The following is a 23,880-nucleotide window of genomic DNA, read 5'->3' as shown; positions in this document are numbered from 1 at the left end:
ATGATATACCGTACTAATCTACTCGTATGTTCATATGCAAAGCCCCACCGATCATGGCGATCAGTGGGGCTTTGACGGTTCAGACAAATTAAATTAGTTCATTTATAAGAACAGGATGATACTTTTATTTTAACATTGTTGGGATCGTATCCCTCAGAGTAAAGAAATAGCTTTATGTCTGCTTCGCTCAATTTAGACTTCGGTCCAATTACAACACTCTTAATAAGCTCCTTCTTAATCTTTGAAAAATCTAATTCCATATACGAAATTAAACGTGTACCATCACTTCTCATTTTAATTTTTGAAAAGTTAGCCTTTATTCTAGGCTCTCCAATAGTGTTGTAATTAAGAAACGAACTCGAGTCTTGATAATAAACAAGCCGCCACTCCTTTTCTTCTTTAAAGGCAGGATTTTTATAGTAAGGAATGTTAAATCTTTCATTAGTATGAAAGTCTGGGATGACAGATGCTATAGAAGTATTATGAAGACTCGAAAGTATTGTTTCTATATATTCATTCTGTTCAGATTTACCATATACTACTTTCTTGAATGCAGTGAAGTGTTCTACTACTAGTGAATTCAACACTTTTTTAGAAAACCCTATCGCTAAGCCCTCTCCATCCTGTGCATATCCTCGCCATTGACTTAATAAGTCTGCTTCGCTAGAAAAACAGGATATGTATGTATTAGAATCATAAGAGACAACTGTATCCCAATACTCCTCAAAAAATTTGCTAGATTTATTATTTTGTTGAGGCAGTAATTGCTTTCTTATTTCTAAAAGGATTTTTTCAAGTATCCATCTTCGCTCTTTGAAGTCATTAACTTTATTTATATCAGAGAGTCTCAGTGTTGAATTGTGCAAAATACTGAAGAACGTATCTACACTGCAATAATGATAAACCAAATCGCTATTACTCATTAATATCATACCTTTCTTAAAATATTGACATGTATCTCAGATTGCTACTTGATCAATTTAATTAAATTCAACCAAGTTGATCTTACTTAGTATACAACACTGAAAAGTACTGAAAACATTAATAATTTATTTCTCCCTCCCTATTAACACATTTAATAATTTTAACTCAAAAAAAAAAAGGTTATCTCATTAAAAAAGATAACCTAAATAACAACTAAATGAGTTCCTGTCTTCTTTTCAAATACACATACAACACTATTCCAGATGCCGCACAGATCACCGCACATAAACCAATGAATCCATATCCCGCTTGAAGTCCGCGTAGTAACCCCAACTGAGTCGTTGAACCGTACATATTCTTCACGCCCTCAATCACCCAGCCAATCACATAGTTACCGATGACACTGCCAACCCCCATCAAGGTAACCGTGAACGTAATCGCCGTGTCACTGCCGTTCGGATATCTGCGTGCGATAAACGCCATAACGGTTGGATAGATCATCGCTATACCTGCACCCGAGATGGCAAAGAAGATGGCGAGACCCTCTCCTCCGGCAAGCGCAATAAACGTACAAACGGCCGAGAACGCAGAGAAGATTATCAGTGACAGTACAAATCCGATCCGGTCCGTTAGAGGACCCAGCAGCAGACGACCTAGCGAGAACGTAAGGAAGAATGCTGAAAGTAGCCCCGAAGCTTTAACCGTGTCCCACGTGTAGGCTTTCTCCAGAAAGTTAACGAGCCAACCCCCAACCGCCAGTTCCGATACCACGCCAAAAGAAAGAATGAGCACCATCAGCCAGATGGCTGGATCACGTGTTAACGTCTTAAGCGAGGTCCGATCTTCATGCGGAAGATCATCCCCCGGAAATTTGCTGCGCAGCGCCGCAATGATTGGCAGCAGACAGAGTGACAACATTACCAGATACATGCCGCGCCAGTCCAGTACATGTCCGAACACACTCAACGACATCACCCCAGTAGCCAACAAAGGCGCTACCGTTGAACTTAACCCATAGAAGAAATGGGACAGGTTCATCATCGTACCTGTGTTTTTCACAAAGATCCGCGCACCCAGAATCGCCAAGGCAATCTCCAGCATGCCGTTACCGATGTACATGAAGAAGTACGATGAAGCAAAGAGCGGATAGTTATGAGACATATAAATGAACACGCCCGATAGGATCATCGATGCAAACGATATGATGCTGACGGCCTTGATGCCCCATTTGCGAACCAGAATAGCCGTGAAGGAGCAGGCGATCAAGTAACCCAGTGCATTCAGGGACAATAACGTCCCGAGCTGTTTCTCATCCAGATTAAAGTCGAATTGAATGCGCGGAATGGCAGGCCCCTTAATATTTTCCGATATGCCAAATACGATAAATCCCAGAAAAATCGTTGCCAGCTGCATGGCGTACAGCTTGTTGAACTTTCGTTTGTTCCCTTGTGTTCCTGCTTGCTGATTCAAAATAAGTTCCTCCAGTGTGTTCAGAAAAATAATTGCACGTTATAACTACGATTGCAGTACCATCTTCCGACCGCTGTTATCCCTGTATTTTTTTGAATCGTTCCTAAAGGTGAAAATACAGTGATAAAGGCGTTCTTCAGATTGGTTCTGCCCTCTCCGTTATCGTGTCAATGATTTGTACATTTGAAATAGGAAACATGGTTAAGCTTTACCACTGCTTCTCAACCACCTGAATGCGGTAGGTTAGGCTCTCCAACGTAACAGCGACTAGCCCAGTCACATATTCGCGCCGTGTGTCTCTTTGGATGATCAACTCTGGCATATGCTCCTGTGGGATCAGGTGATCCCGACAGCCTTGTAACAGGTCATCCCGCATAGCTGGGTCCATTGTATCGCCCGTAACGACAATCGCTGCCGGGTTAATAATCGCAATGATGGAGATCAGCGTCTTTGTGACGAGTTCCAGCAACCCTTCCGTCGTTTTCAACATGCGCAGCTGCTCTTCCCGTGACACGCCAAAAGGCAGAAAGGACACCTCGCCCCCAAATTGCGTATTCCCGGTCAGCGGACGACCGTCGATGATAAATCCTGCACCCGGAAAATGGTTCTCCGGAAAAGTCACCACCGCGAAGTTCTTCTCTTCCTCAAATTGCTGCTGGTTGTACAGACCGTAGACAGTCAGATTCATATCGTTACCAATGACTACTTCGACGTCTTCATATTTCTCCTTAAGCCTTGGCCCAAGTGGCTGATACATCAGCTCCGGTACATCGCAAATTCCAATCACGCCGTTGTGCGCCACACCAGGTATGCCGATACCAATCGCCTGCACATTGTGGTGTTGTTCGATCAGGTTTGCAATCAGATCCTCTACCACCGTTACATTAATCTCTTCCAAAATGAGCGTCTGTTCGTCCACCATCTCTCCGTTCAGATTGGCATATGTATGTGTGATTGAGTGAATGCCGCCCTCTGTCCGAATAATCAGACACAGCACACTTGCGTAGTCCGCATTGAACTGATACCGACTTGCAGGTCTTCCCCCACTCGACTCGTCTGGACCTAAATCGATAATCTCACCTGTCTGAAGTAACTCATTCAGTATCGTGCCGCATGTCGCTACGCTGAGTTTGGTCAGGTTCGCAATGGAAGCTTTTGTGCCTACGCCCATGGATCGGAGCGTGTTCTTCACCAGTTCAACGTTAATGCGTTTCACCTGTTGGGTGTTGTGTGATGTTGGTAACATGGTAAGTTGTATGCCTCCTTTCGTTCATTTCGAACCATTCAATGAATGTTTTTAAAAGTATTTTAATAATTGAAGTGTAGGGGGATTTGGGAGGAAAGTCAATGCTTATTTGGGAACGGGAATCGTTTGGATGGAAAGACAAAAAGACAGTTCAAGATCATCTTGTGTGATCCTGCACTGTCCTTTAGTTAAGGTGAATTTATGTAGACTGACTCATATGATTTGCCAAGATGCTCTTCTCCAGTCGGACTTCAAATAACTTTCGGTTCAGATCCTGTTCCATGGAATGAAGGTGATACGCAGCCTGTTTCACCGTGTCCATTTGCAGCACACCTGCTCGCTTGGCGATAATGTCCATGGCGTCAAGGATGAGTTTGTTGCATGTAACCAGTTGATTAACGTAATCGTCTTCTTGTTGGACGAGTTGTGCGTACTGCGAAGCAAGGTCCTTGCTGTTGGTACTTGTCATGTTAATCTCTCCTTTGTTTATTAAGGAAGAGGTTAACATATGGAGTAGAAGAATGTGGTACGCATAAGCGAACTATTATATAAATTCCCAACTATAAAAATAATTCATTTTTATCTATAATTGATCTATTAGTGGATAAGCCATCATCTGTATCATAACCTTTCTAATTTCTCTAGCATTACTTAGTGATTTAATGTGATTTTCAAGTTTAATTTTTATGTTCTTTTCTTCAATTATTTGCTGGTCAATCCAATTAAACTTTTGTAACTCTTCTATATAAACCCTATTAATTATCTCTTTTTTAGCTTCAACTGATAATTCATTAAACTTGATAAAATGATCGAATCGAGAAAAAATAGGGCTTCCTAATTTTTTTTTAATTTCTCTTTCATTGAGATAATTTGAAGTACAGAAAATTATAGTATTTTCCAAATTCACCTCATAGAATTTATCTGTATACACACCTTCATCAAACAATTGATAAAAGGCGCTATAAAACATCGGATGAGCTTTATCAAATTCATCCAATAGTATAATATTCGTTTCTCTATCCAGTAGATCTTTTGCGAATGAACTACTCTTATCTCCGAAAATGTAATTCATAAAATTCTCATTATGATACATAGATAATTGCTTCCTAAACAACTTGTCCTTTCCATTTACAGTATTACTTACAAATTTCGCGGTTTCAGTTTTCCCAACACTAGTTGGACCGTACAACATTACAACTGTTGGTTTGTGAATGCCTTGATTAGTTAAGCTATACAAGGCAGATAGTAGTTCACTTTTCACAGTAGTTTGACCCACAATTACATCATCAAACTTTCCTTTAATTGTTCTTAAATGTTCAATTTCTAATTTAGGATACTTAAAAATTTCAATATTTTTATCTATTTTCCCTTGAGAAGTTTCAATTTGTTGTTGAACTTTTGCTGGTGGGTTATGCAGTAAGACCTCTTGATAACCAACTCTGTCCCCGTAATATAAACAATATATTAGGAATCCTTCAATGAAAAAATCAGCAACACCAGAGTACTCATCTGAATAAATAACTAATGTAGTATAGTTCTCCGAAATATTTGCGAATGAAGAATCTTTAGCATCAAAATATCTTACTAAATTTGTTAGAGTTATAGTATCCTCTACCGGAACTTGTCTGTCGAATTCTATCCTGGGTCCAATAAATATCTTAAACCTCAAGTGTTCATCACCTCCACACCAGCTAGAATAACATCGTGAATTTTCAGAATATTTTCTGATAGATTAAGTGTACTATCTTCATCATTCATTAACGTCTGAATTGATGGCCGATCTGACATATTTTCCACATTCAATTCATTCTCAATACTAAAATCAGTCTCCTTAGCTTCACCTACTTCAACAGCATAATAAGTTAATCTCATTTTCGGTAAATCCATCAAAGTATAAGCATTTTTAAATGCATTTATATTGAATCTAAGAATAATACGTTGATCCCCCTTAAATGCCAAAAGCTCATAATAACCTCTTGCATTTTCAAGAATCTCATCGAAATTTTTGACATCAAAATCTTTCATGCCATCAATTAAATCGGAGTCTTCTTTGAAAATTTTTATATAAGGAGTATACATTTTTATAAAAGAGAAAGAGTTCTTTATTGGTCTAATTTGATAATCTTTAAAAATTGATATATTCATCTCTTTATTTAATTCCACACTGAGGTTATAAAAGTCAGCCAAGATTGTATTAGATATAGTCTTTGTTACAAGCGAATCCTTATTTATTGAAGTGTCAGTATTTATTTTTGCCGCGAACACCGCTTTTATAGCCGAAAAGAAGTTTGTTCCTAGCCCCACCTCTGCACTCCCCTCGGCCTTTGCACCAAAGTGGACTGTCCCTTTATCTTCGTCAACTGAAACAAGCTGACCTCCATACTTTATTTGTAGAATATCAGTAGCAGAACCTTCATCAAAATAAATTACCTTTTGCAAATTTGTCTTCTCCTTTTGTATAAAATTTCAGATTTCAAATATCCAAAATTAAAAAAACATTTTTTCAATATTTTTTTGTCCTATTCCTAAAACCACGTATAGTTTCCCATTCTTTTTGAAAATCCAAGGCAGCTAGCTTGGCTTCCCTTTTCTTTAACCCTTGTTTTATAAAGTTTTTTTTCAGCGTATTCTCAAAAATTAATTTCCATTCTTTCTTAAAATGTCTAGACGGTACCTCAATTAATACTTTAGGCGAATTTAAATTATTAGACAAACGATCTCCTATAGTCCCTGGTTGCAGGTACAATAATTGGGAGTGAACAATTAAATCAATAAGACCGCCTTGCTTTTCGATATCAAAAAAAACAAAAAATTCTACAGGAATAGGTTCTATAAAAGAAAATACTAAACTAATCTTTTTTCTATCTGTACTTTTACCCCATTTAGTGTTTACACGTCCATATTCTTGAGTGGGCTCTGTAACTATAGCTTTTTCAACTTCCAAATGGTCAGTTGTATTAACAATTAACAAAGGTATGTTTTTACCATTAGCATAGTCCGGTCTTGAGATTGATGCATTCGACACTACATCTATCTGTAGCCTAGTCTTATTTTTGTCCTTAGTCCATTTCTTCTTAGATATCATAACCAACTATCTCCTCACGCACTGAAATTTCCTCTTTTTCCACGATGAAATTATGTATATCAGTAATTACAACGAAATGAGAATCAATATTCAACTGGTTATGTACTTCTTTATTAATCTCAAATATGAGCCAGCCTGAAATTGTACTATGAGGAGCAATGTTTATAGGTGATTTTATCCTAGATAGTTCAGGGTGTGTAACTGTATTATCAGAGAGTGATGTTACAAAACCTACGTCATCAATGTTGTTTACAATTTTGAATTGTATATTGCTAATTGAATTCGGATTATCTGATAAGTTTGATAGTGCAATTTGAAAAAAGTAATAAACCTTCTCAGCACCATTTTCGTTATACAAGAAACTATTTGTTACATCACTAATAGCAAAATTGGGCTTCCGGGCTTCATACAATTTAGATTGTAATTTTAATGATTTTTTTGCACTTCTCGCTTGAGAGAACGCGAATAAGGCCGAAAGAGCTGCAACTACTCCACTTATTAACGCTAAATTATCAATGATATCTTTTTCTATTTTCAATATCTATTACACCCCTTCCTATTTAGTTCGAAAATTAATTTAGTTGAAATTGACTTTATAGTACACAAACCACAACAACTATTAAATTCGACAACAAAACAAATTTAACCTCCAAAAAGTCCCACTATCATCGTAGGGAGAAAATCTTTACTGATTACTAGTCCTTAATATAGAAAAATATTCTCATAAAGATAAACAACATATCATTACAATTTAATCTAAAAAAAAGCACCTAATTTATTGGGCTAGAATTAAAGATAACCTCCACCATTTGACAACCCCCTCAAAAAAGCCTATCCTAATAACGAATAAATCATTCACTATTAAGGAGTCGTTCCCGATGGTGCAAGCCAAGAAAGACGAAGTCAGGAAAGAGATTGAATACGCGGCGCTCAAGGTCTTTTTTGAAAAAGGCTATGTGGATGCCAAGATGAGCGATATCGCGGATGAGATCAATATCTCCGTGGGCAATATCTATACTTATTTTAAAAACAAGAAAGAACTATTCTACGCTGTCGTGCCGCCGGATCTGGTGGATTATCTGAAAAATGTGTTGGTGGAGACGATTCACTTTGATAATCAGACCTTGTTCGAGGAAACGGATAGCGAGCGAAAGTCGGCGCTGTTGCAAGAACAGGTGGATGTGTTGCGGAAGTACCGGAATCAGATTGTCATCATCTTTGAAAAGAATAAAGGCACCATCTACACCAACGCCAAGAATGAGCTTGTCGAGCTGATGATCGAGACCAAAAAGTCCTATCTCAAGAACCAATATAAACGTTATGAGATTGGCACTGAGGAGAACTTGATCTTACTGAACATCCTCGCACACAACGTGATCGACATGAACCTCGATCTATTGAAGCGGGATATGAGTGAGGACAGCCGGAAGCAAATTTTCGAAGCGTTGTATGTATACAGACTATACGGCATGAAGAGCCTCAACGAATAACGCTCCATCTCATCATTTATACCAGGTAGACAAAGCGTGCAGATCAGATGAACTTCACTTGGTTTGCACGCAAAAAAATATCTAACATTAAGTCCCTCTATTTTTTTGATCCAAAAATGAATTAATTATTCATTTTTAAGTTGGATATTTACCATTTACCAAACTATTTAAGTTGAACCTACATTTACACGATAACGGAGAGGACAGAAATAACTAGAGGAAGCGAAGCGTTCGCATTTATCACCGAATTTCCCCTGATAAGAGGGTATCAAAAAATCTGGGGATAACAGCGATCCGAAGGTTGTTCTGTCATCGGAGTGATAAGTGTACATACCCATCATTTAACTTATATAGCTTCACTCACCATTCTAAGGAGGAACACAATATGAACACCGCTTATGCATTGAAAAACGTCCATCTGATCCACGGCGACTCAAGCCGCAATCTGCAAAAAAACATGACCATTCTCGTCAATGAGCAAGGTCTTATTCAGGATATCGGCCGAGATCATGAGTTACATATCCCAAGTCACTACACAACCATCGACCTCTCAGGGAAATACGTAATGCCAGGACTGATCAACGCCCACGTGCACCTCTTTGCAGATGGTAAACCGTTTAGTCTCTCGGTTAGTGAAGGCCTGTTGAATTTTGCATATAATCGAATCCTGAATACCAAATTCGGCAGAAACGTTTTGAAAAGACGCATGAAACGCAACGCACTGACCGCACTCCATGCGGGTGTGACAACGATGCGCAGTGTGGGGGAATTCTTTTACACCGACGTTCAGCTGCGGGATGAGATTAATAACGGCGACTTTGTCGGCCCTAATCTGCTTGTCTCCGGATTTTTCCTAAGTGTCACAGGCGGACATGGCGCTCCATTCCTCGCTCTGGTGGGCGATTCTCCGTGGGAAGCACGGAAAAATGTACGGCTGAATGTGAAACATGGCGTGGATCTGATCAAAATCTGTGTGACGGGCGGCGTGACGGATGCGAAAATGGTGGGCGAAGCTGGTCGTTTACAGATGACGGTGGACGAAGTTGCGGCGATCTGCGATGAAGCGCATAAGATTGGTCTGCGGGTGGCAGCCCATGTGGAAAGCACGGAAGGTGTGCGCGTTGCGCTACAAGGTGGTGTCGACACCATCGAGCACGGTTCGGAGATGGACGACGAAATCATTCGTTTGTACAAAAATAATCCCAATGCCCTGAATGGCTACACCGCACTCATCCCCACCCTGCAAGCCGCCTATCCCTCCGCTTCACTGGATACCAGCGTAACGAAGGTCAGTGCAACGGTAAAAGAAAATTCCAGACTCGTCTACGATTCCATGCTCAAAGGTGTACAACAAGCGATCGAGAACGACATCATCATCGGGATTGGCACTGATGCCGCCATGCCTTACGTGACTCACTATGATATGTGGAGAGAGATGGACCACTACATGAGACAGGCCAACCTGAACAACAAACAGGTCATCGACATGGTGACCCGAACCAATGCGAAGATCCTCGGTGTTGACGATGTTACAGGGACGGTGGATATCGGGAAACATGCTGATCTGATTATGATGGAGCAGAATCCGCTGGAACATATTGAGGCCTTGTCAGACATCTCGATGGTTATGGTCAAAGGAAATCTAATTCAAACACCATCTGTTACAAGAATCCAAGAAGTCGACGATGTTCTTAACTCAGTTTGGTGAGTCCGAAATCGAGATCCAACTTAGTTGTGAACTCATGTCAGGCATACTACTCAACCTTTTTGGTTGAATTACTTTGAACTCCTTCGCCCTCTCCAATAAATAAAGGCAGTCGAAGATACCTCGACTGCCTCCTAAGTTTATGAAATTATTATCTTTTTATCTTGTTATCTTTACCGTTAGCTGATCCATTCAATGGTAAGCCTCTGATAAATTCTATTCTTTTATGATTACAACTCCAAACTCTCTCCGTTGGATGCAATCACCTTTTTATACCAGTGGAAGCTTTTCTTCTTGCTTCTTTTCAGGGTGCCTTTGCCCTCGTTATCCTTATCTACATAGATAAATCCGTAGCGTTTGCCCATCTCACCAGTGGATGCACTAACGATGTCGATGCACCCCCAAGCTGTGTAACCGATAAGATTAACGCCATCACGGACAGCCTCTCTCATTTGTTCAATGTGAGCACGCAAAAACTCGATTCGGTACGTATCGTTAATGCTCCCATCCTCTTCAACCACATCCACTGCACCCAGACCATTCTCTACAACCATCATCGGGATGCGATACCGATCATATACGTGGTTCAGCACGTACCGAAGTCCAACCGGATCAATCTGCCATCCCCAGTCCGTCGCTTTCAGATATGGATTTTTGTATCCACCAAAGACGTTACCTTGGGTCTCATCACCCTCTGGACGAGTACCCACCACGTGAGATTTATAGTAGCTAAAGCTATAGAAATCAACACAGCCCTGTTTTAACACTGCTTCGTCTTCTGCCGCCATCTCAATTTGAATATTGTTCTCTTCAAAATATCTCTTCGAAAAGTCAGGGTATTCCCCTCTAACTTGTACGTCACTGCTCATCATATTGTTGATCTGATCCATTCTCAGAGCCTTTAACATATCTTCCGGTTTACATGTGCTTCCATAACCATGACTATAATTAATCATACAACCAAGTTTGAAGTCTGGATTGATCTCATGTGCAAGCTTGACAGCTTTGGCACTCGCTACAAATTGATGGTGCAACGCTTGAAATCTCATCTGCGTGCTGTCCACTGCTGTATTGTTAAATACGCCGCCTTGTTTATCAACCAGAAGTCCTCCTGCTAGGTAAGCACCTGCCGGAACAATCAGGCTATTAATCTCGTTAAAGGTGATCCAATACTTCACCACGTCTTTGTAACGATTAAAGATTGCGTCGCAATAACTCACATAACAATCGATCATTTCTCTGGAAGCCCAAGCGTTGAATTTCTCCGTTAAAGCAAACGGTGGTTCATAATGGGAGATTGTAACGATCGGTTCGATATTATACTTTTTCAATTCATTGAACACATTGTCGTAAAATTGTAGTCCTGCTTCATTCGGCGCTGCATCGTCTCCGTTAGGGAAAATTCTAGACCATGCAATGGACATTCTGTAACAACGGAAACCCATCTCTGCAAACAAACGAATGTCTTCCTTGTAATGATGATAAAAATCTACGGCTTCATGAGAAGGGTAATGAACCCCTTCTTCAGTCGTTATCGTAATCCGACGGGGAACCGTATGGGTTCCGCCCGTCATCATATCGGCTGTACTTGCCTTTTTGCCATCTATGTTCCAGGCACCTTCGTATTGATTCGCCGCTGTTGCACCGCCCCACATGAAAGATTCAGGGAAACCATTTTTGTTATACATAAACAAGTCCTCCTTAAATAATCTTGATGAGATTTTCACCGATTGTAATTGATGATTTGTCCGTTGTAATGACATCTACAAAATCATCCGAATTCGTAACAATGATCGGTGTAGTCAAATCATACCCTTTAGCCGCTATGGCATCCGTATCAAACTCAATGAGCAAATCTCCAGCTTTTACAGTATCGCCTTCTTTGACGTAAACCTTGAAATGCTCGCCTTTCAACTTCACCGTATTCATTCCGATGTGAATGAGAAGCTCCGCACCATCATCTGAACTAATACCAATGGCGTGGGACGTAGGGAAAACAGCAGATACCACACCGCTCGCTGGTGCTACGAGTTTTCCAACCGTAGGTTCAATAGCGATCCCTTTTCCCATAGCGCCCGTTGCAAAAGCTTCGTCATTAATCGTGGATAACTCCAGAACTTTACCAGTCAACGGAGCAGTGAGGACATGTTCGGAAACACCTGCAACTGGCGTACGATCGTTCGTAGCAGATTTTTCTTGAGTTGCTTGATTCTTTCCATCCTCAGGTACATCTTCAAATCCCAAGATCAGAGTCATGATGAATGTAACTACAAATGCAATCACACAACCAATTGCCGCATGAACCAGGTTCCATGGATGATCCGTGATAAATGCCGGCAGGGTAGCTATACCTGCAATACCCAGAGCCGATCGAGCTACACCGAACAATCCGACATATATACCCGCTACAGCGCCACCAACAATTACAGCGATCAGTGGTCTTTTCAAACGTAGATTTACACCAAACAAGGCGGGCTCGGTAATTCCGAGCAAGGCAGTTACACTGGTAGAATATGCAACCTGTTTAAATGCTTTATTTTTAGTTCGGAGAGCGACTGCAAGCGCAGCTGCACCTTGAGAAATATTGTGTACAAGCATACCTGGACCAACAATACTATCGGTCTTCGTCTGAGCATAAGCCGTGAGCACAACAGGTCCCAAACTATAATGCATACCTGTCATAATCAAGAACGGGAATGCCCCGCCTATAATACCAGATACTAACCAACCTGCATGTGTATTAACAAAAGAAACGCCTGACGCCAGGTAGTTACCCGCAATGGCACCGATTGGACCCAGTAAAATCAGCGTTAGTGGAGCCATAATAAGAATCACGATCAACGGTTTAAGAATGGATTTAATAACCGATGGAGAATACTTCTCGGCAAAGCGTTCAACATACGACAAGACCCATACCGCTAAAATAATCGGAATAACTGACGAAGTGTACGTCGCCGGAGTGACAGGTAGTCCTAAAAACGCAACAGGCTCACCTGCAGACATCAACGCCCCTAATGAAGGATGCAACAGAACACCAGCAATGGTTAATGCAAAGCCCACATTAGCTTTAAGCTTAACAGCCGCACTCCAGGCAAGCAGCATCGGCAAGAAGTAATACGCCGCATCACCGATAAAGGTCATAATTGTATTGAATTGTCCATCCAGATCAACGAGATCAAAAGTTTTCAAAATAAGTAGAACGGCTTTGATCATCGCACAACCAATCATGGCTGGCAGGATTGGTGTGAAGATTCCAGAGATCGTGTCCAGAAGCGCAGTCAGTTTTCCCTTTTTCACAGTAGGGGCATCATCATTATTGGTTGCAAAGTTCCCCAGCTTCGTCAAAGCTTTATACACATTGTTTACCTCGTTACCGATAATGACCTGATACTGCCCACCACTGCTGGCAACACCCACCACACCTTGTACATTTTTCAATGCTTCATTGTTCGCAACTTTCTCATCTTTCAGATTAAATCTCAATCTTGTAGCACAGTGTGTTACACTATCTACATTTTTTTCTCCACCGACCAGTGTTAAAATCTCGGCGGCTGTGCTTTCATGTTTCATGTACTGCTCCCCCTCAAACGTTTTTAGGTATAAAAAAAGACCTAGAATTCTATCGAATATAGATAAGCTCTATACACGATGGAACTCTAGGTCTTGCCTGCCTCACCAGTAACAATCCTAGTATACTCATTATAATGGATTGATGAATTATTCCTTCTCTTCATCAATGACCCTTTTGATATGAACCGTTAAATACACCAATTCATCTTCCGTTAATTCTTTTCCATAATCGACTCGAATCAGCTGCGCAATCCGGAGACTGCATTGATATTCATTCGCATACTTTTCTTTAATGATATGGAGAAAGTCGCTGTCACCGCTTTTCACAACCGTATGATTAAACAAGCGATAGGCGAAAAACTTCAAATGTGTGACTAGTCTGGAATAATGGAGCGAGCTTTCATTAAAATGTATATTAAACTGATATCGAATAATATTCAAGACTTTATGAATCAACTGTGTGATCTTCATGGTTTCTTCCATATCAGATCCCAGTTCTGCATTGACAATATGAAGCGCAATGAACCCGGCCTCATCTTCAGGCAGTGTAATGTTAAATTCCTCATTAATCATATCCCGGGCTTTCATAGCCACGCGAAATTCATTGGAATAAAACGCTTTAATCTCAGACAACAACGCATTATTGAAATTCATACCCTGCTTGTAACGTGCCACGGCAAAATTAATATGGTCCGTTAACGTTAGATATATATTTTCATTGAGTTCCTTGTTCAAGGACTGCTTGGCATGTTGAATAATGCTGTCGGACACCCGAATGTACTCCATGGGAATTTGGGCGAGCAAGGCATATAATTTACCTGTTACATTTTTGGATTTCAGGAAAAATTCCTTCTCAATCTTACCTGTCTCCACGAGATCTCCCTTTTTCTTCTGAAAGCCAATACCACTCCCCAGGAGCATCATCTCCTGTTGTCGTTCATTGACCGCAGAGACGACATTATTATTAATAATTCGCGTGATTTTCATACGAATCTCCTTTTATAATGAAACGTTAACAAGATTTAGCAACGAAAAAAAGACCATTAATAATGCACACATCGTATATAGCCTATACATGTTTGCATATCAATCGGTCTTGCCTGCTGATCAGTAACAATCCTGATTATATTCATTATTTACTTGTACGATTATCTTAGTGGAAGACGTTATATTTGTCAATTGGAGAAAACCTTTATAACTCGAATTAATCATTCAACCCTTTACCCTCCAGAATCGGCTGCATGTACTTCTCGATTCGTGACACTTTTGTTTTGGATTGCTTCGGTTGTGAGAAATAATAGAGATAGGCCCGCTGCCGTCCGGGTGTCAGTGCTTCAAATGCATCTCGAAAAGCAGGATTCTCATCGAATTGCTGTTGAAGTTCCTCGGGAATGCTGTATTCGGCAGTCTGTTTCATCTCCACTTGCAATCCGGCTTGTTCCACTTCAATCGCTTGCTGGATGTAGGCTTTGATCCATGCCTCCTGCTCCACAATCTGCTCCAGACTGGTGAAGCGAAGCTGGCGTTGTGCCTGTACATTCTCCGTTTGCTGAACCAAAATGCCATGTGTATCCTTCAACAGAGCACCTTTGAAGAACAGGATCGCGACGTACTCTTTGAATCCATGGATTAGGACGATGTTTTTCCCATCGAGCATATAACACGGATGCATCCATTTCATATCCTCTGTCAGGTCAAAATCCCGAATAATCTCTCTCAGCTTCGTGGACTCTTCCTGCCACGTTTTGAGTTTCTTTAGATAGCCGTCAACTTTGCGATTCCCACTTGTATCCGTCATGGAGAAATACCTCTCTTTATCTCATGTTCTTATAGGTTCAATTGTACTGATTTTCAGTGGATTGTACAGCGTTGCTTACAGAGCTTTTATTGACTTTTCCACTTGAATTTAAACCTTAATAGCAATAAAAACCATCCTGCTAGATGGCCTTAATTGGACTCACTTTCTTCGACAGTTTACTGTCCCCATAGTAAAATAATGGAATGTCTACTGGCATAATTCTATATATGAAAGGATAATTTAAATGAGAGAGTACACAGTCGTTCCAGGTCCCAAAAATGTTCAAGTAAACCGAGGTGATACGCAGGCTGCTGTTAATTTATTCGCCGATATCATCAATCACAAAGCGCAATCCGGCTGGATCTACCAATCCATGGAGTCGTTAGCCGTAACCGAGAAGCCTGGTTGTCTCCAGCAACCCGTTACAACGCATCATTATATGCTGATTTTCTACAGAGAGATGCATTAATCGTACAACAATCATGAGAAACTCAGAATCTGAGGAACTGATATATAATAACATGCCATCCGAAGAAGAACTTATTAGACTCTTACATACACATCAAGAAGAAAACGATCCTCGAAGCAGTTTCTATATAAGAACTCATGTTATTCCAGAAATCGATTGGTTGAAGTCTTTGCTTTACTTTGCACTTGCATTATTCACAGGGCTAATTATCTCAATGATCTGTTTCTATCTGCTGAATCCATTCATTCCAGGATATGCTTTGCTGAGTGCCCAGATTGTTTTCATAGCAAGTATGTTTTTCATCGTTCTACGACGTGCTAGAGCAATCCTGATATGGAGTATTAGAATTTATCAACGTTTGGCCCCTATTGAAGTGAGGAACAAATGTCGCTTTGAACCAAGCTGTTCGGTGTATATGATTCAAGCGATTGAGAAATACGGGGCGATTAAAGGTCTTTCCTTGGGAATCCAGCGTCTTCGGAGATGTAATATCAACGGTGGAGGATATGATTATCCATAAAAATGAAAAGGGTCCATAGACAATCTATGGGCCTTTTCGTTTGGTTAACATGTCTGGTTTAAACTAGTATCCAGCAGTGACTGTGTATCATTTTCCAACATCGCGGAAGCTATTATCATGAAATCTTCAGCCCCAATCTCAAAATGACCTTTACGAAATGGAAACCCCCAATTGCGATTGCCACGTGTAAAACTGAGTTGGTCTAACAACGTTGCGATCTTGACTTCTCGACACGGATGATAACGGAGATCGCGGCGAAAAGGTACGAAGGTTTCCGACATCTGGTATTGGTACACCCTGTCGTCGATAATCTGACCAATAGCGGTAAAAGCCTGAAGTGGCTTTCCTGTTGATATCTCTGTACGTGGAGAATAATATATCATCCAATCACCCGGGGACATCTGTCGCAACATCGCTGACTTGCCATGGCACAGCTGCGCAAACCCTCCCTCTACGGCTACATTCACATGAGAAGCAGATACAACACCAATCCAGTATCTACTGTCCTGAGTTGGTTTCATAGATCCATCCCAACCCCTTCTCTCGTATACCTTTCCAGATTCGATATTAATCGATTCAATTGTAAAAAATGATGTCTGTAGTGCATCTCTATCAACAAAAACCACTCCTGAGCGTTTAGAGCGCCAAGCCTTGGATGACGTATTTTGTTGTTTACCGATGCTTGGTATAAAAGGGGTTCTGTACTTCTCATCCGTTCCACTACCTCGTGAAGCCCATCAATCAAAGACTCCATGTTCTCGGGTGGTTGCGGGGTGTATTGCGGGGAAGCAGGTACTTTAACAGGAACGGGTGGGAATTGTCCTAATTCAAACACCTGCCTACCCAATTCTGTTTTTTCCTCACCCGAGTTTAATGTCAAATCCTCGTTGCTCAAACACTGCTCAATATTAGGCAGCTGCATGAAAAGGGCTGATTGAATCAAATGTACATACATCTGTCCAATGGACCATTCCTCTTCACTTTGTTTTTTAAGTAAGCTACCCATATCCAATTTGTTCAGTTCTGCCAAATAGCGTTCTACTGCGGTTTCCAATGATTTCAGTGCTTCCGTTGTACTTCTCATCCTTCAACCAACTCCACTTCCTCTTGACCTGTGATATATCCAAGTATAAAAAAACACTGCTGACAGGTGTATGTCAGTAGTGTTTTAAGATGTTTTTGGCTACTTCCTTCATTCGGATGCGTAAAGACTCCGGCTCCAAGACCTCGATATCTCCACCCCAACCAAGTAAATAATGCAATATTTCCTCCGGGTAGCGGACACGAAAGTGAAAAATGACACCTTCCTCTTGTTCCTCAAATGCATCCATATAAAAATGAAGGGCCTCCATAACTTTGTCAGCCATTTCGGGTTTAGCCCTGATTAATATTGGTTCATTACGATCGTCAGGGGGGCGATAACTGTTTAGATCAAAATCCTGCGGCAAAAGGAACTGATCCTCCAGTACCGAGAGTTCAGTCATGCGTGACAAACGAAAATGACGGATGTCTTGTCGCAGATCACAACGTGCAATTAACACCCAATTCTCCTGGACAAGTGAGAGTCCATACGGTGAAACCTCACGCATGTTATACCGATTGCCATCCGTTCCCGGCATTTTTTTTAGGTACATAAAGCTGATCTTACGTTGCTCCAAAATGGCATTACGTATTTGGTTAAGGTATGTCTTCACCCTCGCTCGGGTTAAAGGTTCCATCGTATGGAGCAGTCGCATCGTTTCCCGAACACGCGTGGATTCGTTACGAACGGCTTCTGGTAAAATCGCTTCAATTTTCCGTTGAGCCGACTTAGCCTGCATCGCGTATTCTGTATCCAATCTTTGTTCGATAAAATCAGCTCCCATGAGCAGGGACACGGCTTCTTCTGCGGTGAAGCTTACCGGGGGCAGAAAATATCCTTCCATAAGGGAATACCCATGACCCGGAGCTCCCATAATCGGAACACCAGCCTCACTTAATGCCTGAATATCTCGATATATTGTACGTACACTTGTCTCAAATTGAGCCGCTAAATCTTCTGCTCTTAACATCTTTCTTCGCTGCAATTCAAGCGTAATCGCAAGCTGCCGCTCCGTTTTGTTCATTTTCTAGCCCCCACCGTTTCATCATCCAGACTTAACTCATTCTATCATAGTAACTTGCCCTTTCGTTTCGTGAATTAGCGCAATGGACCGTCTTACATGCCAACCGAAGATGAAAATGTTCTAATTCAAAAAACTGATATCCAAAAGGATATCAGTTTTTTCCTACTTTATATCTGCTTCTTTATATCGATTAATTCTCTTCGTACTTCTTACACGTACAAGGCAAGCAACAAGTTATAGATCATCGTTGCAGCTTCCGCACGTGTCGTTTCACTTCCTGCACGAACCGTATGGTCCATATATCCACTCACAATTTTGGCCTGTACCGCTGCATCCAGTGCTTCCTGCGCCCAAGAAGGCGTCTGGGATGCATCGGTGAAACTTGGTTTAGCGGATGTATTGCCAGACATTCCGGCTTGTGCCTCCGAACTTACTTTCAGCGCATTCGCCATCATGACAGCCATCTCGGCACGGGTAATCGTCCGATCGGGCTTAAATGTGTTGTCACCGTATCCTTTCACGATTCCGGCTTGCACGGCTACGGCAATATCGCCTTTCGCCCAGTCTGGCAGATTTCCTTGATCCGCAAACGTTGTATCCGACTCCACAGACTTCAATGCCAGCGCCTTACTGAGCAACGTAACAAACTCTGCCCGGGTAATCTTCTTCGATGGTTGGAATGTTCCATCTGTGTAACCTTGAATCACGTTCATGCCCAACAAGCGATCTGCGTAGTCGGAAGCCCAGTGTCCATTCAGGTCAGACAGATTCACTGGTATATAGCTTGACACAACGAATGTACCCAGATGATTCACATTGGTCGTTATGTTTCCTGCTGCATTCGTTTTGCCACCGATAAACACCCAGCTCTGACGAGCTTCATTATAATAGTAGATTGCAGGTTGGGTGCCATTCGGCAGATCTGCCGAATCCACATTCAGGCTCAATGCCGCCTGCTCATTCAACGTTCTTCCGCCACTGCGGCTAATCTGTACAGCTTGTCCCAGTACATTCAGGGAAGCTGTATTCTGCAACTTGTCCTTGGCAACCACGGACACGTGCAACGTATCCTTGGAACCAATGGCTCCTGCTGGAGCGTTGAATTGTACGATGTCTTTCAATCCGGCTTGGACCGGCTGATTCGCTACCACCTCAACCTTCACCTCAGTGGATGAGTCTGATCCCGTTTCAGGGTTCGTTGGTGGGGTTGGAACGGTAGGCGTTGGCACACTCGGTGTGCTTCCCCCTGAATTCCCACCGGAGTTGCCACCATTACCTCCACCTGAACCCTCGCCACCATTGCCTGAGCGTGCTTGTACAGTCACGGTACGGATAACTTCTTGTGCTGCATTACCAGCAATATCCTTCACGTTATACCGAAGGGTGTAGATTCCTGCTGCTTGTGTGTTCACCGTGCCATCCACCTGCACGGAACCACGGATGCCGACATTATCAGAAGCCTGTGCTCCAGGCTCATTGTAAGTGTCTCCCACATTCAGCGTCATCTGGCTGCTACCTTGCAGGGTGATGACGGGAATCTCACGGTCCATTTTGATGACCAGAGGTAAAGTATACGTTTGTTCCAGATCATCGGTTGCCCGGAATAAAAGGTTGTGCTCTCCCGGCTCCGTTACCTCCAAAGGTGTATTCTCTTCATATGGCTCGTACGTCTGCCCTCCATCACGGGACAACTCGATCATCGCGGAAGTGGCAGGTGCGTATACTGCGCTCGTTACACTAACGGTTACGGACTGGTTCGTCCATGTATCCGTGTGATACGGCTGGCCGTCAGCAGTAGTCATGTTGCTTTTTAACACCAACGCCTGATTATTCGTGCCTTCCACAATGACAGTGAACGTTTTGGGTTGAGATTCCGTGCCACGCTGCACAGTTGCTGTCAGTTCCAGTCGCTCATTATTGTCCGGTTGCGTTAGCAGCTTGCCCTCGTTATTCATTAGTTCCGGCTTGGAGCTGGACCAGCTAATCGTTGCTCCATGCTTCCCTTCAACAGGAAGGGTAAGATCGGAATGGACCGCGTTCAGATCGCCCAGATCAATTGCTTGAATTGTATCGGTTACCGCCTGTGCATCACTGTAAGGTGTGGCACTCACGAAGATTGGGTTGGAGTAGAACCACAGGTCGCGATAGTTGCTATCGTTAATTTGATTAAAACGAGTCGTTGCATCCGCTGTCGTATTTTTCGGATCAAGCTGCGGTTCACCATTGACAGTCTCACCTGTCACGTTCATGCCCAGATTTGTACCGCGAAGGCGGAAATACTTGTCCTGGTCTGTAGCTTTGATCTTGTACGTGATGACATTGTAACCCTCAGCATCTGTCGTCCAATCGTTGGACGTGAAGGTAGCCAGTACTTTGGTAGAGTCGTTGGTGTCTTTGTTATATGCAGCTGTACCCTTCTCGGCCTTGGCTGTCACATCTCCAGCGATGAGATCGACGTGATCTACCACGGGTACTTGTCCAGCGGACGTGCCGCTGTTGATTGGTTTTTCATAGTTGTTGCTTGTCGTTGGACTCTTGAAGCGAATCTTCAGCTCTACTTCATCGCCTTGGGTCACATTAAGGTCTCCACCCATCTCAACCTGAGCACCCGCTCCGGAAGCCGTGAAGTCCAGTGCGTTGATCAGGTCACCGAATACGGAAAATGATTTCCCCGAACGCAGTCCCTCCAGCACCGCCTGCATGCCTGTACCCTCAACCCAGGAATAGGTCTTGGCATATTCGCCCGGGAAATAACCACTGGAATTCGTGCCAATGGTCTTGAAATGGTAATCCGAATTGCCATAGTTCCAGAAGTGACGTCCTTCTCCAAGCAATGCATCCCACAGACCGCCCACTTTGGCGACCATATAGTCTACACCGCCGTATGTACGGTATTTGTATCCATCATCAGCCGTCGGATTAGCCACATTGTAGCTTGTGTTGTACCCTCCACGATCCGGTTCCATCTGATTGCCCAGCATGCCTTCGATACCAAATACCACTTGTGGAGCCAGATCGTTGAACTCACGGAAGTCCGCGATGGTATATTTGTATTTACCGCGTGAAGGATGATTGATCATCGCATAACTTGTCATTGGATAGTTCGTTGCGAGCCAATTGATGGCGGTTAAGGCATCCTGATGAGTCGAGTAGGCACGCTCTCCGTTCTGATCCCATTTCGTTACGTCCGCAGCATTAAACAGGTTCGCTGCCCGATTCGTGAAATGGTACTCGAATTCCTTGGCAGCGTTCAGCGCTTCGGTTGAGTTCGGCTCATCCGTGAGAATCCCTACCCCAACGTGTTCATGTGTAGGCATGTCCCATTCGAAACCGGAGAAAATCGTTTTACCTGCATATTTGCCTGCATTCTGTAAGGCCTTGATCTGTGGTACCTGATATTCATTCATTCCTTGGGACATGGGTATTGGTCCACCCGAAATGTCGTTCCCATTGTGATCTCGCTTGGATAACCGCAAGTGATCCGTAAGCGCGATCCAGTCCAGCCCATATTTGGTTAAACCAGCATCAAGCACGTCCTCCAGTGAAACCTGTGCATCATCGGACTCAAATGTATGTACGTGCAAATCTCCCGTTTGCCAAGAACCTGTTGCCGAGTTGTTGACTGGCGAGCCATCACCCGCATCTGCATAGGATACAGCCGCAGGAAAAGCACCCATGACCATCCCAGTCGCCAAGGGTATAAGTGTAAGCATAGCGAGCATTTTCTTGCCTTTATTAGTGAACAAAATCGTCCCACCACCCGTTCTCTTTTATCGTGTCGGGAGTAAATATAAGAGACTTTTGGGGGCAGGGTCAACGGCCTGGAAGCATATATTTAAAATTTTACATATACCTTCATTCGTTCATATTCCGTTAAAGGTTACTCAAGCTTTTTCTAACAGAGTCATGCTCTGCGCTGCTCCATATTGGGATAGTAAATCTAGGGATAACACAGCAAATAGGAGGCGATACAAAATTCAGAGATTGTTCACGATTCAGGAAAGTTCCACCACTGCTGTGGATCATTAGGAGGAGAACTCGCTTAGGAGGGGTGATAAAACGGAGAAGTTAATGGTTCTTGTAAATAGTTCAAGGATTACTTATACACTGAGGATAGTAAAAAAGCACCCACGAATCATAGGCATGATATGCCCTGAAGCCGCAGGTACTTTGGGTTAAGCGGGATTTTATTTCAGCCTTTACATCTTTACTTTTGTGAACTGGGGACGGATTGTTTGTAAAATTCGACTGATCTCCACTTTATATTTAAACTGGAAAAATACGATACATAAACCGATAATGTTGAAGATGGCTAACAACGCAAAGATCATTATTCATTGAAGGAGCTGCGCACTTTTGAAAAGATTCTATCTAGGTTTTGGATTAACGATCACCATTGTCATTGGACTATTATCAAGCTCTACTCCAACAGAAGCAGCATCGAAGAAAGTAAACTTAATATTATCAGATGGAGCGACGTACTATGGTGAAGTTTTAAATGGGAAACCTCATGGTAAAGGAACCGCGAGATGGGAGGAAACCAAAGTTTACTCTGGAGATTGGGTGAGTGGTAAGCGGCAAGGAAAAGGCAAATATACATATACATTAGTTAAAGGTGGAGGTGTCCCCTTTGAGGATTACAATGAATCTAATATGGGTCATGGAACAGGTGAATTCACTACAAAAGCCTACACCGGATCATGGATTAATGATACATATCATGGTAAAGGAAAAGAAATTACGCAATGGTTAGAAGTACAGTATCTTACTTCTGATGGCAAGGTTTACCCTGTACATGACCGTTACAACAACACCATTAACGATGGAACATTCAATCAGGGCAAGATGTCTCAGGGATATTACGCAATCCACTCTTCAGATACTGTCTCACTAGGATATACCGATCATACGACTACGATTGCTCTCAAAAATGATTATTTCAACGAAAAGTTAACCGGGGACAAGGACTTTTTTGACACGATTATCGATTATAAAAAGAAAAACGGTTCTTCTGAAAAATATATTGGGATTAAACCATCCGAATTCTCCAAAGGTACATTAACTAGTGGCAAATTCACGGGGGTTACGCATCTAATCGATTATAGTAATTCAGTTAGTTATGCTAAACAAGTCATAATGAACGATAACGTATTAAAAGAGAATCACATAACATCTGTCGTCTTTGATAAAGATCGCAAGCAAATCATTAATGAATTCCTTCAAGCTATTAAGCCCTATTCAGTCAAAATCAATACCATCTCTGACGAGATTATGTCATTAAAAGACATTAACTATGAGGGAATGATCCCTAGGTAGTGGAGGTCACAAAATGAGAAAAAAGCGATGGATTGTGAGCATAGTCATTTTGATTATTATACTTTTCATGAGCGAATTGATGATGTTGTCCTCAGGAAAGGTTGGAGTTCTCAACATAACGCAGAGAGTTATTTCAGGTGCACCTCATGTTATCGTTCAAGGTAGACACTGTCTTACCATGG

The 23,880-nt window shown here is 42.2% G+C and carries 21 protein-coding genes; 5 read left to right on the top strand and 16 right to left on the bottom strand.

The features are described 5' to 3' along the window. Window positions 1–98 precede the first annotated feature (98 nt). The 8 genes from MHH93_RS14085 to MHH93_RS14050 all read right to left on the bottom strand — a co-directional run bounded on the left by MHH93_RS14085 (window position 99) and on the right by MHH93_RS14050 (window position 7,263). Window positions 99–923, bottom strand: a complete 825-nt coding sequence (locus MHH93_RS14085; RefSeq protein ID WP_500054530.1) for a DUF2971 domain-containing protein — start codon at window positions 921–923, stop codon at window positions 99–101. 214 nt (window positions 924–1,137) lie between these two features. Then, window positions 1,138–2,337, bottom strand: a complete 1,200-nt coding sequence (locus MHH93_RS14080; protein WP_500054717.1) for an MFS transporter — start codon at window positions 2,335–2,337, stop codon at window positions 1,138–1,140. Window positions 2,338–2,602: 265 nt separating this feature from the next. Beyond that, window positions 2,603–3,640, bottom strand: a complete 1,038-nt coding sequence (locus tag MHH93_RS14075; RefSeq protein ID WP_500054529.1) for an ROK family protein — start codon at window positions 3,638–3,640, stop codon at window positions 2,603–2,605. Between the two features lie 199 nt (window positions 3,641–3,839). Continuing rightward, window positions 3,840–4,109, bottom strand: a complete 270-nt coding sequence (locus tag MHH93_RS14070) for a hypothetical protein (protein WP_500054528.1) — start codon at window positions 4,107–4,109, stop codon at window positions 3,840–3,842. A gap of 114 nt (window positions 4,110–4,223) precedes the next feature. Further along, a complete protein-coding gene (locus MHH93_RS14065; RefSeq protein ID WP_500054527.1) occupies window positions 4,224–5,309 on the bottom strand; it encodes an AAA family ATPase in 1,086 nt (361 codons plus the stop codon). Continuing rightward, entirely contained in the window at window positions 5,306–6,079 is a 774-nt protein-coding gene (locus MHH93_RS14060; RefSeq protein ID WP_500054526.1) for a DUF6414 family protein, read from the bottom strand. The genes MHH93_RS14065 and MHH93_RS14060 overlap by 4 nt, the downstream gene beginning before the upstream one ends. A gap of 64 nt (window positions 6,080–6,143) precedes the next feature. Further along, window positions 6,144–6,725: a hypothetical protein gene (locus tag MHH93_RS14055; protein WP_500054525.1), complete on the bottom strand. Its 582-nt coding sequence runs from the start codon at window positions 6,723–6,725 to the stop codon at window positions 6,144–6,146. Continuing rightward, window positions 6,715–7,263, bottom strand: a complete 549-nt coding sequence (locus MHH93_RS14050) for a DUF4352 domain-containing protein (protein ID WP_500054524.1) — start codon at window positions 7,261–7,263, stop codon at window positions 6,715–6,717. Before MHH93_RS14050 ends, MHH93_RS14055 begins: the two co-directional genes overlap by 11 nt. Before the next feature lie 340 nt (window positions 7,264–7,603). On the opposite strand from MHH93_RS14050, the gene MHH93_RS14045 reads away from it, so the two are divergent. Together MHH93_RS14045 and MHH93_RS14040 are read left to right on the top strand one after the other, a co-directional pair. Continuing rightward, on the top strand, window positions 7,604–8,215 hold the full coding sequence (locus MHH93_RS14045; RefSeq protein WP_500054523.1) for a TetR/AcrR family transcriptional regulator: 612 nt from the start codon (window positions 7,604–7,606) through the stop codon (window positions 8,213–8,215). 385 nt (window positions 8,216–8,600) lie between these two features. Continuing rightward, window positions 8,601–9,923 (top strand): amidohydrolase family protein, encoded by a 1,323-nt coding sequence (locus MHH93_RS14040; protein ID WP_500054522.1) that lies wholly within the window; start codon window positions 8,601–8,603, stop codon window positions 9,921–9,923. Between the two features lie 227 nt (window positions 9,924–10,150). Here the strand turns inward: MHH93_RS14040 and MHH93_RS14035 are convergent, their stop codons facing one another. The 4 genes from MHH93_RS14035 to MHH93_RS14020 all read right to left on the bottom strand — a co-directional run bounded on the left by MHH93_RS14035 (window position 10,151) and on the right by MHH93_RS14020 (window position 15,288). Further along, window positions 10,151–11,608 carry a glycoside hydrolase family 1 protein gene (locus tag MHH93_RS14035; protein WP_500054521.1) on the bottom strand — a complete coding sequence of 486 codons (1,458 nt, stop codon included), beginning with the start codon at window positions 11,606–11,608 and terminating at the stop codon, window positions 10,151–10,153. Window positions 11,609–11,621: 13 nt separating this feature from the next. Next, the gene (locus MHH93_RS14030) at window positions 11,622–13,490 is read right to left on the bottom strand and encodes a beta-glucoside-specific PTS transporter subunit IIABC (RefSeq protein WP_500054520.1); all 1,869 of its coding nucleotides are present in this window, start codon (window positions 13,488–13,490) and stop codon (window positions 11,622–11,624) included. Between the two features lie 147 nt (window positions 13,491–13,637). Beyond that, window positions 13,638–14,477 carry a BglG family transcription antiterminator LicT gene (gene licT / locus MHH93_RS14025; RefSeq protein ID WP_500054519.1) on the bottom strand — a complete coding sequence of 280 codons (840 nt, stop codon included), beginning with the start codon at window positions 14,475–14,477 and terminating at the stop codon, window positions 13,638–13,640. A gap of 217 nt (window positions 14,478–14,694) precedes the next feature. Then, window positions 14,695–15,288, bottom strand: coding sequence for a YdeI/OmpD-associated family protein (locus MHH93_RS14020; protein WP_500054518.1), 594 nt, complete (start codon window positions 15,286–15,288; stop codon window positions 14,695–14,697). Window positions 15,289–15,532: 244 nt separating this feature from the next. Here MHH93_RS14020 and MHH93_RS14015 point away from each other — a divergent pair, with 244 nt between their 5' ends. Together MHH93_RS14015 and yidD are read left to right on the top strand one after the other, a co-directional pair. Continuing rightward, entirely contained in the window at window positions 15,533–15,757 is a 225-nt protein-coding gene (locus MHH93_RS14015; protein ID WP_091020237.1) for a hypothetical protein, read from the top strand. A gap of 52 nt (window positions 15,758–15,809) precedes the next feature. Beyond that, window positions 15,810–16,277, top strand: coding sequence for a membrane protein insertion efficiency factor YidD (gene yidD / locus MHH93_RS14010; protein ID WP_500054517.1), 468 nt, complete (start codon window positions 15,810–15,812; stop codon window positions 16,275–16,277). A gap of 44 nt (window positions 16,278–16,321) precedes the next feature. On the opposite strand, the gene MHH93_RS14005 is transcribed toward yidD, so the two are convergent. From MHH93_RS14005 to MHH93_RS13990, 4 genes are all read right to left on the bottom strand, one after another. Next, window positions 16,322–16,798, bottom strand: a complete 477-nt coding sequence (locus MHH93_RS14005; protein WP_500054516.1) for an EVE domain-containing protein — start codon at window positions 16,796–16,798, stop codon at window positions 16,322–16,324. Next, complete coding sequence (locus MHH93_RS14000; RefSeq protein WP_500054515.1) at window positions 16,795–17,361, bottom strand: DinB family protein; 567 nt, start codon at window positions 17,359–17,361, stop codon at window positions 16,795–16,797. The genes MHH93_RS14005 and MHH93_RS14000 overlap by 4 nt, the downstream gene beginning before the upstream one ends. 73 nt (window positions 17,362–17,434) lie before the next feature. Continuing rightward, window positions 17,435–18,382, bottom strand: coding sequence for a helix-turn-helix transcriptional regulator (locus MHH93_RS13995; RefSeq protein ID WP_500054514.1), 948 nt, complete (start codon window positions 18,380–18,382; stop codon window positions 17,435–17,437). A gap of 209 nt (window positions 18,383–18,591) precedes the next feature. After that, window positions 18,592–22,128, bottom strand: a complete 3,537-nt coding sequence (locus MHH93_RS13990; protein WP_500054513.1) for an S-layer homology domain-containing protein — start codon at window positions 22,126–22,128, stop codon at window positions 18,592–18,594. Window positions 22,129–22,738: 610 nt separating this feature from the next. On the opposite strand from MHH93_RS13990, the gene MHH93_RS13985 reads away from it, so the two are divergent. Next, window positions 22,739–23,698: an MORN repeat-containing protein gene (locus tag MHH93_RS13985; RefSeq protein WP_500054512.1), complete on the top strand. Its 960-nt coding sequence runs from the start codon at window positions 22,739–22,741 to the stop codon at window positions 23,696–23,698. The last annotated feature ends 182 nt before the right edge of the window (window positions 23,699–23,880 follow it).

Origin of the sequence: Priestia sp. FSL H7-0729 (genome assembly GCF_038005685.1) — a bacterium.
Taxonomy (GTDB): domain Bacteria; phylum Bacillota; class Bacilli; order Paenibacillales; family Paenibacillaceae; genus Paenibacillus.
Note: the sequence above shows the minus strand (reverse complement) of the source record. Positions and strands in the feature narration are given on the sequence as shown.

Bases quoted from the DNA above. Each gene is read 5' to 3' on its own strand.
- MHH93_RS14045 (WP_500054523.1), top strand. From the start codon at position 7,604: ATGGTGCAAGCCAAGAAAGACGAAGTCAGGAAAGAGATTGAATACGCG.
- licT (WP_500054519.1), bottom strand. From the start codon at position 14,477: ATGAAAATCACGCGAATTATTAATAATAATGTCGTCTCTGCGGTCAAT.
- MHH93_RS14080 (WP_500054717.1), bottom strand. From the start codon at position 2,337: ATGCAGCTGGCAACGATTTTTCTGGGATTTATCGTATTTGGCATATCG.
- MHH93_RS14055 (WP_500054525.1), bottom strand. From the start codon at position 6,725: ATGATATCTAAGAAGAAATGGACTAAGGACAAAAATAAGACTAGGCTA.
- MHH93_RS14040 (WP_500054522.1), top strand. From the start codon at position 8,601: ATGAACACCGCTTATGCATTGAAAAACGTCCATCTGATCCACGGCGAC.
- MHH93_RS14015 (WP_091020237.1), top strand. From the start codon at position 15,533: ATGAGAGAGTACACAGTCGTTCCAGGTCCCAAAAATGTTCAAGTAAAC.
- MHH93_RS14085 (WP_500054530.1), bottom strand. From the start codon at position 923: ATGAGTAATAGCGATTTGGTTTATCATTATTGCAGTGTAGATACGTTC.
- MHH93_RS14070 (WP_500054528.1), bottom strand. From the start codon at position 4,109: ATGACAAGTACCAACAGCAAGGACCTTGCTTCGCAGTACGCACAACTC.
- MHH93_RS14075 (WP_500054529.1), bottom strand. From the start codon at position 3,640: ATGTTACCAACATCACACAACACCCAACAGGTGAAACGCATTAACGTT.
- MHH93_RS14035 (WP_500054521.1), bottom strand. From the start codon at position 11,608: ATGTATAACAAAAATGGTTTCCCTGAATCTTTCATGTGGGGCGGTGCA.
- MHH93_RS13995 (WP_500054514.1), bottom strand. From the start codon at position 18,382: ATGAACAAAACGGAGCGGCAGCTTGCGATTACGCTTGAATTGCAGCGA.
- MHH93_RS14005 (WP_500054516.1), bottom strand. From the start codon at position 16,798: ATGAAACCAACTCAGGACAGTAGATACTGGATTGGTGTTGTATCTGCT.
- yidD (WP_500054517.1), top strand. From the start codon at position 15,810: ATGCCATCCGAAGAAGAACTTATTAGACTCTTACATACACATCAAGAA.
- MHH93_RS14020 (WP_500054518.1), bottom strand. From the start codon at position 15,288: ATGACGGATACAAGTGGGAATCGCAAAGTTGACGGCTATCTAAAGAAA.
- MHH93_RS14030 (WP_500054520.1), bottom strand. From the start codon at position 13,490: ATGAAACATGAAAGCACAGCCGCCGAGATTTTAACACTGGTCGGTGGA.
- MHH93_RS14000 (WP_500054515.1), bottom strand. From the start codon at position 17,361: ATGAGAAGTACAACGGAAGCACTGAAATCATTGGAAACCGCAGTAGAA.